16 protein-coding genes are annotated in these 17,839 nt (G+C 64.1%); 9 read left to right on the top strand and 7 right to left on the bottom strand.

Annotated elements, in window-relative coordinates:
* The first annotated feature begins 52 nt into the window (after window positions 1–52).
* Window positions 53–1,633 (top strand): fatty acid--CoA ligase, encoded by a 1,581-nt coding sequence (locus AS156_RS13330; protein ID WP_066504432.1) that lies wholly within the window; start codon window positions 53–55, stop codon window positions 1,631–1,633.
* Window positions 1,634–1,829: 196 nt separating this feature from the next.
* Here AS156_RS13330 and AS156_RS13320 read toward each other — a convergent pair whose 3' ends face one another.
* Complete coding sequence (locus tag AS156_RS13320; protein ID WP_066504426.1) at window positions 1,830–2,309, bottom strand: GFA family protein; 480 nt, start codon at window positions 2,307–2,309, stop codon at window positions 1,830–1,832.
* Window positions 2,310–2,331: 22 nt separating this feature from the next.
* A complete protein-coding gene (locus AS156_RS13315) occupies window positions 2,332–3,606 on the bottom strand; it encodes an acyl-CoA dehydrogenase family protein (RefSeq protein WP_066504424.1) in 1,275 nt (424 codons plus the stop codon).
* Between the two features lie 220 nt (window positions 3,607–3,826).
* On the opposite strand from AS156_RS13315, the gene AS156_RS13310 reads away from it, so the two are divergent.
* Window positions 3,827–4,606 (top strand): enoyl-CoA hydratase-related protein, encoded by a 780-nt coding sequence (locus tag AS156_RS13310; RefSeq protein WP_066504422.1) that lies wholly within the window; start codon window positions 3,827–3,829, stop codon window positions 4,604–4,606.
* Between the two features lie 214 nt (window positions 4,607–4,820).
* Here AS156_RS13310 and AS156_RS13305 read toward each other — a convergent pair whose 3' ends face one another.
* From AS156_RS13305 to AS156_RS13295, 3 genes are read right to left on the bottom strand one after another with little or no spacing between them, the layout of a single operon-like run.
* Complete coding sequence (locus tag AS156_RS13305) at window positions 4,821–5,192, bottom strand: DUF6285 domain-containing protein (protein WP_066504417.1); 372 nt, start codon at window positions 5,190–5,192, stop codon at window positions 4,821–4,823.
* Window positions 5,193–5,252: 60 nt separating this feature from the next.
* Window positions 5,253–6,236: a phosphotransferase family protein gene (locus AS156_RS13300; RefSeq protein WP_066504414.1), complete on the bottom strand. Its 984-nt coding sequence runs from the start codon at window positions 6,234–6,236 to the stop codon at window positions 5,253–5,255.
* Entirely contained in the window at window positions 6,233–7,024 is a 792-nt protein-coding gene (locus AS156_RS13295) for an enoyl-CoA hydratase/isomerase (protein ID WP_066504764.1), read from the bottom strand. The genes AS156_RS13300 and AS156_RS13295 overlap by 4 nt, the downstream gene beginning before the upstream one ends.
* 154 nt (window positions 7,025–7,178) lie before the next feature.
* Between AS156_RS13295 and AS156_RS13290 the strand changes: the two genes are divergently transcribed.
* The 5 genes from AS156_RS13290 to AS156_RS13270 all read left to right on the top strand — a co-directional run bounded on the left by AS156_RS13290 (window position 7,179) and on the right by AS156_RS13270 (window position 11,745).
* The gene (locus tag AS156_RS13290; protein WP_066504413.1) at window positions 7,179–7,961 is read left to right on the top strand and encodes an SDR family NAD(P)-dependent oxidoreductase; all 783 of its coding nucleotides are present in this window, start codon (window positions 7,179–7,181) and stop codon (window positions 7,959–7,961) included.
* 917 nt (window positions 7,962–8,878) lie between these two features.
* Window positions 8,879–9,256: a VOC family protein gene (locus AS156_RS13285; RefSeq protein ID WP_066504411.1), complete on the top strand. Its 378-nt coding sequence runs from the start codon at window positions 8,879–8,881 to the stop codon at window positions 9,254–9,256.
* Window positions 9,257–9,425: 169 nt separating this feature from the next.
* Window positions 9,426–10,700 carry an acyl-CoA dehydrogenase family protein gene (locus AS156_RS13280; protein ID WP_066504408.1) on the top strand — a complete coding sequence of 425 codons (1,275 nt, stop codon included), beginning with the start codon at window positions 9,426–9,428 and terminating at the stop codon, window positions 10,698–10,700.
* 136 nt (window positions 10,701–10,836) lie between these two features.
* Window positions 10,837–11,454, top strand: coding sequence for a flavin reductase family protein (locus AS156_RS13275; RefSeq protein ID WP_066504406.1), 618 nt, complete (start codon window positions 10,837–10,839; stop codon window positions 11,452–11,454).
* A gap of 15 nt (window positions 11,455–11,469) precedes the next feature.
* Window positions 11,470–11,745, top strand: a complete 276-nt coding sequence (locus AS156_RS13270; protein ID WP_066504404.1) for a GNAT family N-acetyltransferase — start codon at window positions 11,470–11,472, stop codon at window positions 11,743–11,745.
* Window positions 11,746–11,852: 107 nt separating this feature from the next.
* Here AS156_RS13270 and yghU read toward each other — a convergent pair whose 3' ends face one another.
* Window positions 11,853–12,731, bottom strand: coding sequence for a glutathione-dependent disulfide-bond oxidoreductase (gene yghU, locus AS156_RS13265; protein WP_066504401.1), 879 nt, complete (start codon window positions 12,729–12,731; stop codon window positions 11,853–11,855).
* A 292-nt stretch (window positions 12,732–13,023) separates the two neighbouring features.
* Window positions 13,024–14,682 carry a flavin-containing monooxygenase gene (locus tag AS156_RS13260; protein ID WP_066504400.1) on the bottom strand — a complete coding sequence of 553 codons (1,659 nt, stop codon included), beginning with the start codon at window positions 14,680–14,682 and terminating at the stop codon, window positions 13,024–13,026.
* A 275-nt stretch (window positions 14,683–14,957) separates the two neighbouring features.
* Between AS156_RS13260 and AS156_RS13255 the strand changes: the two genes are divergently transcribed.
* Window positions 14,958–16,091, top strand: coding sequence for a nitronate monooxygenase (locus AS156_RS13255; RefSeq protein ID WP_066504397.1), 1,134 nt, complete (start codon window positions 14,958–14,960; stop codon window positions 16,089–16,091).
* Window positions 16,092–16,265: 174 nt separating this feature from the next.
* On the top strand, window positions 16,266–17,777 hold the full coding sequence (locus tag AS156_RS13250; RefSeq protein WP_066504395.1) for an acetyl-CoA acetyltransferase: 1,512 nt from the start codon (window positions 16,266–16,268) through the stop codon (window positions 17,775–17,777).
* Window positions 17,778–17,839: the final 62 nt, after the last annotated feature.

Below are 17,839 nucleotides of genomic sequence, written 5' to 3'. Positions count from 1 at the left end.
GCGAGATGCCGCCACACTCCTCGCAAGCAAAACAAAACACCACGGGGGAAACATGTCCGCTGCAGAGCAACTGGCGAACCTTGCCGATATGGTGCGTGACCGCGCCAGAAGTCGCGGCGACGCGCTGGCCTACGAGTTCGAGGGCCGCCAGACCACCTTCACCGAGTTCGACATCAAGACCAACCGCGTCGCCAATGCGCTTGTTGCGATTGGCGTGAAGAAGGGCGAGCGGATCGCCTATCTCGGCAAGAACAGCGACTTCTATTTCGAGCTCCTGATGGGCGCGATGAAGGCCGGTGTGGTGATGGCGCCGGTGAACTGGCGGCTTGCTGGGCCCGAGGTTGCTTTCATCGTCGACGACTGCAAGGCGCCGGTGCTGTTCGTCGGCCCTGAATTCATCACGCTGGCGCGCAATATCAGGGATAAGCTCCCCAGCGTCCGCACCATCATCACGACCGAAGGCGGCGCACCGGAATGGCCCGACTATCTCGCCTGGCGCGATGCGCAGAGCGGCGACGATCCGCGCCTGCCGATCGCTCCGAAGGATATCGCAATCCAGCTCTACACCTCGGGCACGACAGGCAAGCCGAAGGGCGCGATGCTGTCGCACGCCAACTTCCTCAATTTGGTGCAGACCGGCAATGAGGCCGACAAGCCGGACTGGAATAAATGGACTACCGACGACGTCTCGCTGGTTGCGATGCCGATCTTCCATATCGGCGGCTCCGGTTGGGGCGTCATGGGGCTCTATCACGGCGCCCGCGGCGTGATCGCGCGCGAGTTCGATCCGACCAAGGTGCTCGACTTCTTCGAGCAGTCCGGCATCACCAAGCTGTTCATGGTGCCGGCCGCGATGCAGTTCGTGGTGCGGCAGCCGCGGGCGCGGCAGGTCGACTTCTCCCGCCTGAAATACATGCTCTATGGCGCTTCTCCGATCCCCGCGGCGCTGCTGAAGGAATGCATCGAGGTCTTCAAATGCGGCTTCGTGCAGATGTACGGCATGACCGAGACGACGGGCACAATCGTCGCGCTGCCGCCGGAAGACCATATCGAAGGACTCGACCGCATGCGCTCGGCCGGGAAGGCGCTGCCCGGCATCGAGCTTGCGATCCTCGATCCGGACGGCAAGCCGCTGCCGCCGGGCGAGGTCGGCGAGATCGCGACCCGCTCCGGCTCCAACATGGCGGGCTACTGGAATCTGCCCGAGGCGACCGCCCGCACGATCGACAAGGACGGCTGGCTGCGCACCGGTGACGCCGGCTACATGGACAACGACGGCTATCTCTACATCCACGACCGCATCAAGGACATGATCATCTCCGGCGGCGAGAACATCTATCCGGCCGAAGTCGAGAGCGCGATCTGCGATCACCCCGACGTCGCTGAAGCCGCCGTGATCGGCATCCCCGACGACAAATGGGGTGAGGCGGTGAAGGCCGTGGTGGTGATGAAGGCGGGCAAGACGGCCACCGCGACGGACATCATCAACTTCACCCGCGAGCGGATCGCGGGCTACAAGACACCGAAATCGGTCGACTTCATCCCGGCGCTGCCGCGCAACCCGTCGGGCAAGATCCTGCGACGGAATTTGCGTGATCCGTATTGGGCGGGGAAAGACCGGCAGGTGAATTAGCCCTTTCTGTCGTCCCGGCCGAGCCAACGGGTCGGCGCAAAGCGCCGCCCGATGACAGGCTCCGCGCGAGCCCGGACCCATAACCACTGCCGTTCATTGTCGAGCGATGCTTGGGCCACAGCCGGATCTATCAACAACCGGCTGTGGCTATGGGTCCCTGCTTTCGCGGGGACGACGATGGAAAGATTGACCCGCATCACTTCTTCCCCGCCTTCTCCCGCATGATCCGGCGGCGCTCTTTGGCTTCGTCGGACCAGACCTCGTCGATCCCGTAGAACTCTGCGAACACCTTCGCGCTGGGCGGCAGCGTCACCCAGGGCTGCTTGGTCGAGGTGAAGATATGGACGTCGGGCGGACATTGGCTCGGGTCATCCATCGTGCCGACGCGGACGAAGCGCACCGCGGGCCCCGAGCCCGGGTAGTTGCTCCAGACCGCGACCTTGCAGATCGGGCAGCGCGCGATCTTCTGTCCCTTGCCGCTCGCCGAAGGGGTATCGATGATCTCCGGCTCGGCCGCGAGATGCTCGACCCGCTCGGCCTCGTACATCGCGTTGACCGCGTGCACGGTGCCGGTCTCGCGCTGGCACCAGGTGCAGTGGCACGCGTGCACGATCAGCGGCCCCCCGGTCAGGCGGTAGCGAACATTTCTGCAGGTGCACCCACCTTCCATGCTCATGCCCGCATCCTCCGTTGATTGGTCAGTGCTTACCGGCTCCCATGTAGCCGAACAGGAAACCCGCCACCTTGCGCTTCTGGATCTCCTCGCTGCCCTCCGTGATGCGATAGCGGCGGTGATGGCGATAGATGTGCTCGAACGGCTTGTGGCGCGAATAGCCCATGCCGCCATGCACCTGCATCGCACGGTCGGCGGCATCGCAGCAGAGACGGTTTGCCCAGAAGTTACACATCGAGACACGGTCCGACAGCGTGTGCTCGACCTGCGCCTGAGTGAGTTGGTCCATCTCCCATGCGGTCTTGCGGATCAGGAGCCGCAGCATTTCGGCCTGGGTCGCAAGCTCGACCAGCGGCCACTGGATCGCCTGGTTCTCGGCCAGCGCCTTGCCGAACGGCTTGCGCTCCCGCGCATACTTCACGCTCTCGTTGATGCAGTAGACGGCCGCGCCCAGCGAGCTCGCCGCCTGGCGGATGCGGTTCTCGTGGACGAAGCATTGCGCCAGCGACAGGCCACGGCCGACCTCGCCGAACTGAGCATCTTCAGGCACGAACACGTCGGTGAAGCTGACGCGCGGGTGATCGGTCGGCATGTTGAAGGTCCACATATATTGCTCGACCTTCACGCCCGGCGATTTCGCCGGCACCAGGAAGCAGCTGATTCCACGTGCATCGCCGTCATTGCCTGACGTGCGGGCAAACAGCGCGCAGTGCGTGGCGACGTGCATCCCGGTCGTCCACATCTTCTCGCCGTTGATGATCCAGCCCTTGACGTTGTCGCGGGTCGCCGGAACCGCCTTGGTTTCCATATGCGTGGCGTCGGAACCGTGGTCGGGCTCCGTCAGACCGAACGTGATGCGGTACTTGCCGGTGATCGAGCCGTCGATCATCGCCTTCTGCTCGTCGGATCCGTAACGGTCGAGCATGGTGACGACGGGGAAATTGCCGACGATCGAATGCTCGTTCTGCAGGTCGTTGTGCAGGCCGAGCCCCTTTGAGGCGAAATGCTCGCGGATCACCGCCATCCAGAGGTTGGAGCCGTCCTTGCCGCCATAGCGCTTCGAGATCGCAAAGCGCAGGTGACCGGCGGCATCCGCGCGATTCTTGGCCTGGCGCAGCAGCGCTTCCCATTCGTGGCGCGGCAGGCCGCCATTGTCGAAATCGGTACGCGCCCATTCGCGGCGATGGTCGAAGAAGCGGATGTTGTCGTCCGTCTCTTCGAGCGGCTTGATCTCGCGTTCGATGAAACGATCGAGTTCACCGAGATAGGCTGTCAGGTCAGCCGGCAGATTGAAATCCAAGGCGGTCTCTCCCGGAAATATCGTTGATTTTGGTTTTGCGTTTAGACGCTATCGCGCTCTCGCGTTCGGATCGATTAAGGTGAGAAGCCCGCGTCCAAGTCAAGCAGGTGGATGACGCTTGCATGCGCGGTCGCGTTGCGTAATTGGATGGCACGGAACGGCGCGCACGCGCTAGGATGGCGTTCATATTCTTCGCCACAGAAAATCGACGGGAGCAAAAATGGACCTCAAATTCTCCAAGGTGACACGCAAGGGCCCCATCACCATCGTGACGTTGTCGCGCCCCGAGGTTTACAACGCGCTGCATATCGACGCGCATTTCGAGCTCAACAAGGTGTTCGACGACTTCTCCGCCGATCCTGACCAGTGGGTCGCGATCGTCACCGGCGCGGGCGACAAGGCGTTCTGCGCGGGCAACGATTTGAAATGGCAGGCCGCGGGCGGCAAGCGCGGCTGGGACAAGGGCGGCTTCGCCGGCCTCACCACGCGCTTCGACTGCGACAAGCCGATCATCGCCGCCGTCAACGGCGTCGCGATGGGCGGCGGTTTCGAGATTGCGCTCGCCTGCGACCTGATCATCGCCTCGGAGAATGCGACCTTCGCGCTGCCCGAGCCGCGCGTCGGCCTCGCCGCGCTGGCCGGCGGCCTGCACCGCCTGCCGCGGCAGATCGGGCTGAAGCGCGCGATGGGCATGATCCTCACCGCCCGCCACGTCAGCGCCAAGGAAGGCCATGAACTCGGCTTCGTCAACGAGGTCGTGCCGCAGGGCGAGGCGCTCGCCGCCGCCGAGCGCTGGGCCGAGACCATCGCCAAGAACTCGCCGATGTCGATCCGCGCCTCGAAGCAGACCATCCAGCGCGGCCTGGAAACGTCGCTGGAGCAGGCGATGACCGAGCAGCGCGAATATCCGGCCGTCAAGGCAATGGTCGCCTCGCAGGACTACATCGAGGGCCCGAAGGCGTTTTCGGAGAAGCGGCCGCCGAAGTGGCTGGGGCGGTAAGCGCTCATCCGTCATTGCGAGCCACCCGGTCGGCGCGAAGCGCCGCCGGATGACAGGCTCCGCGAAGCAATCCATCTCGCTACGCGTGGAGACGTGGATTGCTTCGTCGCTTCGCTCCTCGCAATGACGATTCCTTCGTAGGATGAGTAGAGCACAGCGAAACCCATCGGCGCTTGGCGCGTGTCGTGATGGGTTTCGCTTCGCTCTACTCATCCTACTTTCCGAATTCCCTCTTGTAGGACGCGTAGTTCGGCTGATCGACGGCGAGCTTGTCCATCGTGGTCTGCCAGAGATGCTCTGACAGGCCCGGCGTCTTCAGATCGACCTCACCGCGCGCGATCTTCTCCGACAGCGCGCGGTTGAGCTCCGCCAGCGAACCATCGACACCGAGTAACTGCTTCAGCCGCGCGGCTTCGGCCGTGTCGCTCTCCTCCGCCAGCGCGAGTTGCCGCGTCACCAAATCGAGCGCGTTGATGCCGACGCGAAGCTTGAAGGCATTGTGCCCCTTGATCGCCGGCGTGATCTCGCTGCGCAGGAAATCGGCGACGGCCTTGATCAGCTCGGTGAGTGTCGGTTCGTCCTGCATGTCAGTTGTTCTCTTTCTTGCGCATGATCTATTCCGAAAACCGGACTCCACTTTTCGGGATCATGCGCGTGGCGCCAGCAGCCGCAACAGATCGATCTCGGTCTCCGACGCGCGGCGCCCGATCATCGCGCGCTCCATCGAATGATCGGGGCCGGCGCGGAAGCGCTGCATCATGCCGCAGCACATCACGCCCCAACGCAGCGTCCCCATCACTTCCCAGAACATCACGCGCGCCGGGTCCGCCCTGCGGCCCGCCTCCTCGTATCCGGCGAACAGGTCCTCGCGCGAGCCGAAGCCGCCGACCGGCTTGTCGATCTCGCCGAAGCGCCAGGAGTTGACGCAGATCCACCCCAAGTCTTCCATCGGGTCACCGAAATGCGCGAGCTCCCAGTCGAGCACCGCGCGCACCCCGTCGGCGCCGATGATCAGATTGCCGTGGCGGAAATCGCCATGCACCAGCGTCACCTCGGACGACGGGCCGGGATCGTGATCACGCAGCCAGCGCAGCGCCAGCTCGAACACCGGCCGCGGCCAGTTGAAGCTGCGGTACTCGCGCTCGAGATCCTCGATCTCCCTGGTCGCGGTCATGCTGCGCAGCTGCGGCAGCTTCGCCCGCGGCAGGCCGTGAATGCCGGCGATGACGCGGCCGAGCTGGCGCGCCAGGATCGGACGTGCGTTGGCGAATTCATCGTCGCGCAAGATCTTGCGTGCGATGGTCTCGCCCTCGACGCGCGCCATGATGAAGCCGCGGCCGAGACCGTCGTCCGGCGTCAGAACATGCATCACCTTCGGCGACGGCAGGCCGGCGTCATGCGCGAGCTGCATCAGTGTGGCCTCGGCATCGAGCCCCGCGGCACGGCCGGGCGCCGCGCCATAACCCGGCGGCGCGCGGCGCAGGATCGCGCCGACATTGCCGCTCGCATGGACAATGTCGAAACTCCAGGTCTCCTGGCTGGCGCCGCCGGAGAGTTTTGCGGCGCCGGTGACGCCGGTCGCGCCGGGATAAAAGGACGCGACGCAACGTCCGAGCTCGGTCTCGATCATTTGCCCTTGAACTTTGCCGGCCGCTTCTCGAGGAATGCGGTGACGCCTTCCTTGAAGTCTTCGGCACCACCCGCGATGCGCTGCGACTCAAATTCGAGGTTGAGCTGCTCCTCGAAGGAATTCTCCGGGCTGTCCCAATAGAGCTTGCGGATCAGCGACAGCGCGACGGTCGGGCCGTTGGCGAGTTCGTGCGCGAGCTTCATTGCCTCCTCCATCAAGACGCCGTCGTCATAGACGCGGTTGACGAGGCCCCACTCCAACGCCTTCTCGGCCGGCAGCCGCTCGCCGAGCAGCGACAGCTCCACCGAACGCGCTTTGCCGATCAGCCGCGGCAGCAGCCAGGTCGAGCCGCAATCCGGCACCAGACCGATGCGGCGGAACGCCTGCAGGAAATAGGACGAGCGCGCGCACAGGATCAGGTCGCCCATCAAGGCAAAGCTCATTCCGGCGCCGGCCGCCGGGCCGTTCACGGCTGTCACGATGGGACAGTGCAGCTTACGCAAACGGCGCAGGAACGGATGGAATGCGGTCTCGAGCGCCGCGCCGGCGTTGGTCTTGCCGGGCTTCTGCTGGTTGCGGCCCTGCAGATTGGCGCCGGTGCAGAACGCCCTGCCCGCGCCCGTGATCACCAGGCAGCGCACCTCGTCACGCTTGTCGTCGATCGCATCGAGCGCCTCGGCAAGGCCGCCCAGCATGTCGAGCGACACCGCGTTCATGACCTCCTGATGGTCGAGCTTGAGGATCGCGACCGATCCGTCGAAGTCGAGCGTGACGTGCTTGAACTGCATGGTTTCCTCTTTACGTTGTTTCGGCAGCGGGTACCGCGGTAGGTCGAATTTGATGTCGACCATATTTGATTTTTGTTCCGGGCTTGTCCATGGTTGCGGCCAAGCCCATCCTCGGACGCGTGCTTAACGCGCGCCAAACCAAATGGAAACCCCAATGAGTGGCATCTTCGACCTCACCGGCCGCGTCGCGGTCATCACCGGCGGCAATGGGGGCATCGGCCTCGGCATCGCGCAGGCGCTCAACGCCGCAGGCTGCAACGTCGCGATCTGGGGCCGCAACGCGGAGAAGAATGCGGCCGCAGCCGCGTCCATGGCGGCGGGTCCCGGCAAGGTCGCGACGCAATTCTGCGACGTCAGCGATCCCGGCTCCGTCAAGACGGCGATGAAGGTAACGCTCGATACATTCGGACGCGTCGACGGCTGCTTCGCCAATGCCGGCATCGGCGGCGGCGGACGTCGCGCCTTCATCGACCGCACCGAGGAAGAATGGCGCAGGATGTTTGCGACCAATCTCGACGGCGTCTTCCATGTCTTCCAGGTCGCCGCGCGCCACATGACCGAGCGAGCCGACGCCGGCGACAAGTTCGGCCGGCTGGTCGCGACCTCCAGCCTCGCCTCGCTGTTCGGCACCGCGCGCAACGAGCACTATGCCGGCACCAAGGCGGCGCTGAACGCGCTGTGCCGCGCACTCGGCGTCGAGCTCGCGCGCTACGGCGTCACCGCGAACGCGATCCTGCCCGGCTGGATCAAGAGCGACATGACCGCGGGCATCATGGCCAACGACAAATTCGTCGCCAACGTGATGCCCCGCATCCCGGTGCGCCGCTTCGGCGAGCCCTCCGATTTCGGCGGCATCGCCGTCTACATCATGAGCAAGGCATCGTCCTATCATACGGCCGACTGCTTCGTGATCGACGGCGGGTATACGGCGTTCTAGGCTGTCTCTTGCCGCACCAACGGTGTCGTCCCTGCGAAAGCAGGGATCCATAACCACGGGGCTGTGTTGTCGAAACAAGCTGCGGCCCAAGCGTCGCTCGAATAGTTGCCATACGTGGTTGTGGGTCCCGGGTCGCGCGGAGCCCGTCATCGGGCGGCGCTTCGCGCCGACCCGTTGGCTTGCCCGGGACGACACCGGATTTGTTGGACGAATTCGAGCCATACATCCGCATCCTCGCGGCGCCGATGCGCCCGAGTCTTGCGTTGAGTTGCTCCTCCGCCGTTAGCAGAGGGCGCAGGGAAAGCCGGGTGCCGATCGCACCCATGGGCCCTGTGCAATGAAAAAAGCACAGGGGGTAGGACCACAGGTGTAACCGGAGCAATCCGGCTTTCCCTGCGCGATGGGCTACGGCTTACTTCGTGCTCTCTCCGGCGAGACTGGGCTTTTTTGTCACCGCCCTTTCAAGCCGCAATAGCGCCTTGAAAGAGGACACCTGCCACTAGGTGTCAGGACCACACGACTTCACCGTCCGCGTCATGCGCACTCGTCAGTTGCGCATTCCGCGTCCACCGCATCCCACACCGCGTTCGTGACGATCGCGATCCGCCCCTCGATCGGGTGAGACGGACCAATTCATACACCAAATCGTAATTCTGTAAAACAGAAATATTTTTGATGCCGGGACTTGCGCCGTCGGGCAACTCAGTGCCAAGGGGCAACCCCTCTCCTCCCCGTCCTTCCGGCCTCGCGAAACGAGAACCCGGAATGACGACCGAGGACGACGTTGCATCAGAACGCGGCGCGACGCAGCGTCACTTCCGTTGCAACAGGACAGCTGCTAGCGTTCGCTTCGCGAGTACGCAGCGGACGATCATTTCCGACATGCGGCTCGCGCAAACAACAGGAGGACCCTTGAAATGTTTTCACACGTGATGGTCGGCACCAACGACCTGGACAAGGCCAAGGCATTCTATGACGCGCTGCTGGCCACCCTCGAAGTCCGGCCGGCGAGGGTCGACGGTCACCGTATTTTCTACATGACCAAGACAGGCGTTTTCTCCGTCTCCAAGCCGATCAATGGCGAACCCGCGACGCATGCCAATGGCGGCACGATCGGTTTTGCCTGCAATTCGCCCGAGCAGGTGCAAGCCTGGCACGCCGCCGGCGTCGCCAACGGCGGCAAGTCGTGCGAGGAGCCGCCCGGTGTCCGCGAAGGTAACGTCGGCAAGCTCTACCTGGCCTATCTGCGCGATCTCGACGGCAACAAGCTCTGCGCGATGCACCGGATGGGCTGACGCCTCTCCGTCGAAATTCCGCGAGCAAGACCGCGTTCAAACAACGTTTGAAACGCCGTCGACATATTCCGCGATGCGGCACGCACTCTCTTGAAATCGATGCTCGCGCTTCGCGTCGGCCGCGTCTATTGTCCGCCGCGAAGCGCCTTCGTCGATGGGAGAAACGACAATGAAACACGCCTACGTGCCCCGCACGACCAACTACACGCTCAGTCCGGGCGACGAGCTGAACGACCTCAGGATGTCGGATCAGGTCCGGCCACTGTACGACCACGTGAAGCAGTTCATCCGCGACGTCGTCGACCCGATGTCCGTCGAGTTCTACCGCGCCGGCGAGAAGAAGACCGACCGCTGGAGCTTTACGCCCGAGCAGCTCGCGATCTTGCAGAAGGCCAAGGACAAGGCGAAAGAGGTCGGCCTCTGGAACTTCTTCCTGCCCGACGCCGAGACCGGCGACGGCCTGAAGAATCTCGACTACGCCTATATCGCCGCCGAGCTTGGCAAGAGCCCGCTGGCCTCCGAGACCATGAACTGCTCGGCGCCCGACACAGGCAACATGGAAGTGCTGGAGCGCGTCGGCACCAAGGAGCAGAAGGAGAAGTGGCTGAAGCCGCTGCTCAACGGCGAGATCCGCTCGGCCTATGCGATGACCGAGCCGAACGTCGCCTCGTCCGATGCCAAGAACATCTCGACCACCGCGAAGCTGGTCGGCGACGAATGGGTGATCAACGGCGAGAAGTACTACATCTCCGGCGCCGGCGATCCGCGCTGCAAGATCATGATCGTGATGGTGAAGACCAATCCCGACGCGCCGCCGAGCAAGCAGCAGTCGCAGATCCTGGTGCCGACCGACACGCCTGGCGTCGAGATCCTTGGCCCGATGCATGTGTTCGGCCATGATCATGCACCGCGTGGCCACATGCATCTGCGCTTCAACAATGTGAAGGTGCCGAAGGCGAACATGCTGCTCGGCGAAGGCCGCGGCTTCGAGATCTCGCAGGTCCGCCTCGGCCCGGGCCGCATCCATCACTGCATGCGCACCATCGGCAAGGCCGAGAAAGCGCTCGACATGATGGTGCAGCGTGGCCTGACCCGCGAAGCCTTCGGCAAGAAGATCGCCCATCTCGGCGGCAACACCCAGATCATCGCGCAAGCTCGCTGCGAGATCGAGGCGATGCGGCTGATGGTGTTGAAGGCGGCCAAGGCGATGGACGTGCTCGGCAACAAGGAAGCGCGCGTCTGGGTCTCGATGGTCAAGGCAATGGTCCCCGAACGCGCCTGCAAGGTGATCGACCAGGCGATCCAGATGCACGGCGCCACCGGCATCTCGCAGTGGTCCCCGCTCGGCGAAATGTATCAGGACGTCCGCCACCTCCGCTTCGCCGACGGCCCGGACGAGGTGCACTGGATGGTGGTCGGCCGGCACGAACTGAGCATGCCGTAGGCCTTCTCCCCGCAAGCGAGAAGGCGAACAAGCAGAGTCGTAGGGCGGGTTCGCGTCGGCGTAACCCGCCTTTTGCTTTCTTGTCCGCCGACGGCGGATTACGCTTCACCAACCCAACCTACGTTCGGATCGCCTCATGGAATACGCCGCTAGCGACCTCACCCAGCGCGAACGCTACAAGGTGCTGACCTCCTTCGTGCTGCCGCGGCCGATCGCCTGGGTGACGAGCACGGGCCCGGACGGCGTGGTCAATGCAGCGCCGTTCTCCTTCTTCAACGTGTTCTGCGAGGACCCGCCGCTCTGCATGTTCGCGGTCAACCGCCGGCCCGACGGCCGCCACAAGGATACGCTGATCAACATCCAGCGCGCGGGCGAGTTCGTCGTCAACCTCGCCGACGAGGATCTGGCGCGCGCGATGCACGAGACGAGCGGTGACTTTCCGCCCGAGATCGGCGAGCCCGGCTATCTCGGCCTGAAGCTTGCGCCCTCAAGCAAGATCGCGGTGCCACGGCTTGCCGATGCGCCCTGGGCGATGGAATGCAAGACCTGGAAGCTGATCGACGTCAACGGCGACCGTCAGCTCATCATGGGCGAGGGCATCCATTTTCATATTCGCGATGAGTTGTGGGACCGTGAGGCGATGCGCGTCCACATGGATCGCTATCACCCGATTGGCCGCATGTTCGCCGACCGCTACTGCCGCACCGACGACCGGGTGGTGTTTCCGGCCGCCGAAGGCGCGCAGAAGGCATAGACGAGGAACGGGACAATGAGCGAAACATTCCGCGACAATGAGACACAGAACCGGTTCGAGCTGGAGGTCGACGGCGCGATCGCCTTCGTCGTCTACCGCAAGACACCGGATACGATCACGCTGGTTCATACCGAAGTGCCGCCGGAGCTTGGCGGCCGCGGCATCGGCTCCAAGCTCGCCCGCGCCGCGCTCGGAGCGGTGCGGGCGCAAGGCCGCAATCTCATCGTCAAATGCGAATTCATTCAGGGCTTCATGAAGAAGAACCCGGAATACAACGACCTGCTGGGGTAGCGCACCCTGTAGAGCGGGTTCGCCTCAGCGTAACCCGCCAATTTTTCCGCGCATGATGGCGGATTACGCTGGCGCTAATCCGCCCCACCCATTGCCTTTGAGTCGTCTTACGGCGCAACCGGCTCGCCGACCTTGTCCTGCGTCTTCGTATCGAAGTCACCGGCGTCGTGGCGTTCGTGGAGCTGGCTCGAGGGTTCGCCCCAGGTGCGGTTGACCATGCGGCCGCGCTTCACCGCGGGCCGCGCGGCGATCGCGTCGGTCCAGCGCTGCACGTTCTTGTACTCATGCACCGAGAGGAATTCGCCGGCGCCATAGAGCAGGCCCTTGGCGAGACCACCGTACCAGGGCCACACCGCGATGTCGGCGATGGTGTAGACCTTGCCGGCGAGGTATTCGTTGTCGGCGAGCCTGCGGTCGAGCACGTCGAGCTGCCGCTTCACCTCCATCGCGAAGCGGTCGATCGCGTATTCGATCTTGCTCGGCGCATAGGCGTAGAAGTGTCCGAAGCCGCCGCCGAGATAGGGCGCGGCGCCCATCTGCCAGAACAGCCAGGAGAAGGTCTCCGCTCGCGTCTTGACGTCGGTCGGCAGGAACGCGCCGAACTTCTCGGCGAGATAGACCAGGATCGAGCCGGACTCGAACACCCGGATCGGCTCCGACCCGCTGCGGTCCATCAGCGCCGGGATCTTCGAGTTGGGATTGACGTCGACAAAGCCGCTGCCGAACTGGTTGCCGTCGATCTTGATCAGCCAGGCATCGTACTCGGCGCCCTTGTGGCCGGCGGCCAGCAGTTCCTCCAGCATCACGGTGGCCTTCACGCCGTTCGGCGTCGCCAGAGAATAAAGTTGCAGCGGATGACGCCCGACCGGCAATTCCTTCTCATGGGTGGGACCGGCGATCGGCCGGTTGATGCTGGCGAAGCGGCCGCCGCTCTCCTTGTTCCAGGTCCAGACTTTCGGCGGTTCGTAGACAGGGGTATCGGTCATGCAATTGGCTCCGGCGCAAAACGCGCATGTCGGTTAGCTAGCGTTGATGCGGGAATTGGCAAGGGTGCAGGCGATGATGCGCGGCCTCTCATCATGGCCGGGCTCGTCCCGGCCATCCACGCCTTTCTCGCCAGTGACGGCCAAAGACGTAGATGCCTGGCACAGCCCGGGCCATGACGAATCTAGGTCTTGCGTTGCCCTACCGTCATTGCGAGCGAAGCGAAGCAATCCATCTCTCCACTTGAGGCGGCATGGATTGCTTCGTCGCTTCGCTCCTCGCAATGACGGAGAACTACGACGCGGCCGCTTGGTGCCGCTGCTGCTCGCCCGTCATCGCAAAGCCCTCATAGCCCCTCGCCGCGACCTCGTTGCATATCTGCCGGTACGGGCCGACGCCGCCGATATAGGGCATGAAGATGCGCGGCTTGCCGGGGATGTTGGCGCCCATGTACCAGGAATCCGCCTGCGGATAGAGCGTCGCGAAGGCGACCTCGTTGACATGGGCGACCCATTTGTCCTCGGCGTCCTTTTCCGCCTCGATCGTCGCAAGCCTATGATCGCGCATGTAGCTCAGGCAGTCGCTGATCCAGTCGACATGCTGCTCGATCGACACGATCATGTTCGACAGCACGGAGGGACTGCCGGGACCGGTGACGACGAAGAGATTGGGGAAGTCCGCGCTCATCAGGCCGAGATAGGTGCGCGGCCCCTCCGCCCATTTCTGGTTCAGCGTCTGCCCGTTGCGGCCACGAATGTCGATCTTGGCCACCGAGCCGGTCATGGCATCGAAGCCGGTCGCCAGCACCAGCGCGTCGAGTTCGTAATCCTTGCCGCCGGAGCGCACCGCAATCTCGGTGATCTCCTCGATCGGATTGGTCTTGATATCGACCAGCGTCACGTTCGGACGATTGAAGGTCGCGAAATAATCCGTGTCGATGCAGATGCGCTTGGTGCCGATCGGATAGCTGATCGGCGTCAGCAATTTTGCGGTCGCGGCGTCCTTGACGATCTCGGCGATCTTGCCGCGCACGAAATCGGCCGCGGTGTCGTTGGCCGCCTTGTCGAGCGCAAGGTTGTTGTAAACGGTCATGAAGGTGAGACCGCCGCGCTGCCAGCGCGCCTCATACTTGGTGCGGCGCTCGTTGTCGCCGTCGTCGAGCGCGCCGCGATCTGGCAATTCCGTGTAGATACCGTTCTTCGCCTGCTCGCGCGCGAACGTCCTGATCTCCGGATAGTTGGCGCGAAACCAGTTGCGCTCGTCCTCCGTCAGCTTGGCGTTGCGCGCCGGGATCGAGAACTGCGCGGTGCGCTGGAAGACCGCCAGATGCTTGGCCTGCTCGGCGATCACAGGCACCGACTGGATGCCGGACGAGCCGGTGCCGATCACGCCCACGCGCTGACCGGTGAAATCCACCGGCTGATGCGGCCAGTGGCCGGTGTGATAGACCTCGCCCTTGAAGCGATCGAGCCCCTTGATATCGGGCTTGCGCGCGTTCGACAGGCAGCCGGTCGCCAGCACGACGAACCGTGCCGTCACCGTCTTGCCGTCCGATGTCGCGACCTGCCAGAGATTGTTGCGCTCATCGAACCCCGCGCGCTCGACCTTGGTGTCGAACTGGATGTCGCGCCTGAGGTCGAAGCGGTCGGCGACATGGTTGGCGTATTGCAGGATCTCCGGCTGCGGCGCGTAGCGCTCGCTCCAATTCCATTCCTGCTGCAGCTCTTCGGAGAAGGAATAGGAGTACTGCATGCTCTCGACGTCGCAACGTGCGCCGGGATAGCGGTTCCAGTACCAGGTGCCGCCGACGCCGCTGCCCTGCTCGTAGACGCGCGCGGAAAAGCCGAGGCCACGCAGACGATGCAGCATGTACATGCCGGCGAATCCCGCACCGACCACGACGACGTCGTAGTGGCCTGCGCTTGCGTTGACGGCTAACGGTTGGGCGGACATTCCAGTAAGCTCCCCGATGAGTTCTTCTCGCTTTGCCGAACACAATTCTCTGTCGATCGCGAAAGCGCAAGGGGGCAATGCGCCGGCGCATACGTCCTATATTTTGCCTTACGGAATGCGTTGCGCACCACGCCGCACGGGCAGCGCCTGCACGCAAGATCGTGATTCACGAAAGCCGCTTGGCTTGATCGGCTATCAGGGCTAGCGTCATTGCCGCTGGTGCCATCGAACAAGACAAGCAGCCATCGAAGCTGCGGCCGGGAGAGAACGCATCCATGAAATCACCGATCTGCGACATGCTGGGAATAGAATTCCCCCTGCTCGCCTTCAGCCATTGCCGCGACGTGGTGGCGGCGGTGAGCCGCGCCGGCGGCTTCGGCGTGTTCGGCGCGACCGCGCATTCCCCGGAGACGCTGGAGCAGGAGCTCGCATGGATCGACGCTCATGTCGACGGCAAGCCCTACGGCATCGACGTCTTGATCCCCGAGAACATCTCGACCGCGGGCGAGAAGAATGTCACCTGGAAGAGCCTCGAGAAGCGCGTTTCGCAGGAACATCGTGACTTCACCCGCAACCTGCTGAAGAAGTACGACATCGAGCTCGCAACCAGGAACGTCGCCGACAACCAGCCGCAGCCGTTCGATGCCGAGACCGCGCTGCAGCTGCTCGACGTCTCGTTCCGTCATCCGATCAAGCTGATCGCGAATGCGCTCGGCGTGCCGCCGAAGGCGATGATCGATCGCGGCAAGGCGCACGGCGTGCCGGTCGCAGCGCTGGTCGGCGCCAAGGAGCATGCGTTGCGGCAGGTCGCGGCCGGCGTGGATATCCTCGTCGTGCAGGGCACCGAGGCCGGCGGCCATTGCGGCGAGGTCTCGACCATGGTGCTGGTACCCGAGGTGATCAAGGCGATCAAGCCGATCCGAGACGTGCCGGTGCTGGCGGCCGGCGGTATCATGACGGGGCGGCAGATGGCGGCGTGCATGGCGATGGGTGCGGCGGGCGCCTGGACCGGCTCGGTGTGGCTCGCGACCGTGGAATCGGAAACCTCGGAAATCTTCCGCGAGAAGATGATCGCGGCCTCTTCGCGCGACGCGGTGCGCTCCAAGGGCCGCACCGGCAAGCCGGCGCGGCAGCTCCGCTCGGTCTGGACCGATGCGTGGGACCGCTCGCCGGACAGCCCCGGCGCGCTGCCGATGCCGCTGCAAAGCATCATCAGCCGCGACGCTTTCAACTCGATCGACCGCGCCGCCGCGGCCGGCAACGAAAAGGCGCGCGATCTCGTCAGCTACTTCGTCGGCCAGGGCGTCGGCCTCATCGACAGCGTGAAGTCGGCCGGCGCCGTGGTGCAGGAATTCAAGGAAGATTTCATCGAAGCTGTCGAGCACATGAACGCGCTGGTGGCGGAGTGACATAGCCCGCCGCCGTCATTGCGAGGAGCTCGCGACAAGATTGCGAAACAATTTGCGCAGAAGCGACGAAGCAATGCATCTTTCCCCGAGTCGCGATATGGATTGCTTCGCTTCGCTCGCAATGACGCCTAGAACAACAATCGATTCTCAACATCTCTGAGTGAAACAACAAGAATGTCCAACAACCTCCCCGAAGACCGCATTCCCGTCATCGTCGGCGTCGGCGAGATCGTCGATCGTCCGAAGGACATCGCAGCCGGCCTCGAGCCGCTCACGCTGCTGGAACAGGCGCTGAAGCGCGCGGAGGCCGACTCCGGCGCGAAGCTGCTTGGCGACATCCAGTCGCTCGATATCGTCAACTTCCTGAGCTGGCGCTACCGCGATCCGGAGAGGCAGCTCGCGCAGCGGCTCGGCATCAATCCGGCGCATCTCTATTACGGCCCGGTCGGTGGCGAGAGCCCGATCCGTTATCTGCACGAGGCGGCACAGCGCATCGCGCGCGGCGAATGCAGCGTCGCCGCGGTCTGCGGCGCGGAGGCGCAATCAACCGCGACGAAAGCGCAGCGCGGCAATATCGAACTGCCGTGGACACCGTTCGCCACTGACGTCGAGGAGCCGAAGCGCGGCGCCGCGTTCCAGAAACCGATGGCGGTGACGCTCGGCGTCTTCCGGCCGATCACGGTCTATCCGCTCTACGAGTCCGCAACCTCTGCGCATTGGGGCCAGACGCCGCGCGAGGCGCTGAAGGAATCCGGCGAGCTGTGGTCGACTTATGCGCGGGTCGCGGCCGATAACCCGACCTCCTGGCTGAAGAAGCGCTTCACCGGCGACGAGATCACGACGGCGACGCCGGACAACCGGATGATCGCCTGGCCCTACACCAAGCTGATGGTGGCGAACCCGACCGTGAACATGGGCGGCGCGCTGATACTGACCAGCCTTGCAAAAGCGCGCGCCGCGGGCGTGCCGGAGGATAAGTTGATTTATCCGCTCGGCGGCGCCTCGGCAGAGGAGCCGCGCGACTATTTGACCCGCGACCAATTCGTCGAGAGCCATTCGCAGACCGCGGTGCTCAAGTCCGTGATGGACCTCGTCGAGGGTGACGGCAAGAAGTTCGACGCGATCGAACTCTATAGCTGCTTCCCCTGCGTGCCGAAGATGGCGCGCCGGACGCTGGGCTTAGGCCGTGACGTGCAGCCGACCGTGACCGGCGGGCTCACGTTCTTCGGCGCACCGCTCAACACCTATATGACGCACGCGGCCTGCGCGATGGTGCGGAAACTGCGCGGCGGCGGCAAGCTCGGCCTGCTCTACGGCCAGGGCGGATTCGTCACCAAGCATCACGGCCTCGTGCTGTCGCGCCAGGCGCCGAAGGCCGCGCTGACGCAGGAGACCAGCGTGCAGGCGGAGGCTGACCGCCATCGCCGCAAGGTGCCGGAGTTCACCACCGAGGCGCGCGGCAAGGGGAAGGTCGAGGCCTTCACCGTGATCTATCGCGGCAATGGCGAGGTCGAGCACGGTGTGGCGATGCTGCGCACGGAAGACGACCGCCGCACGCTCGGCCGTATCCCGGCCAGCGACACAACCACGCTGGCATATCTGCAGAACATGGATCGCACGCCAGTCGGCACGACAGGCGAGATCGTCACCGCCGGCGACGGCATGCTGGAGTGGCGAGTGGGCTAAGACCCTTTCGGCGTCAAGGCCAGGCTCGACCCGGGCCATCCACGTCTTTGCTCAACGAAGGA

This window comes from Bradyrhizobium macuxiense (genome assembly GCF_001542415.1).
Lineage (GTDB): Bacteria > Pseudomonadota > Alphaproteobacteria > Rhizobiales > Xanthobacteraceae > Bradyrhizobium > Bradyrhizobium macuxiense.
This window is presented reverse-complemented; position numbering and strand designations above follow the sequence as displayed.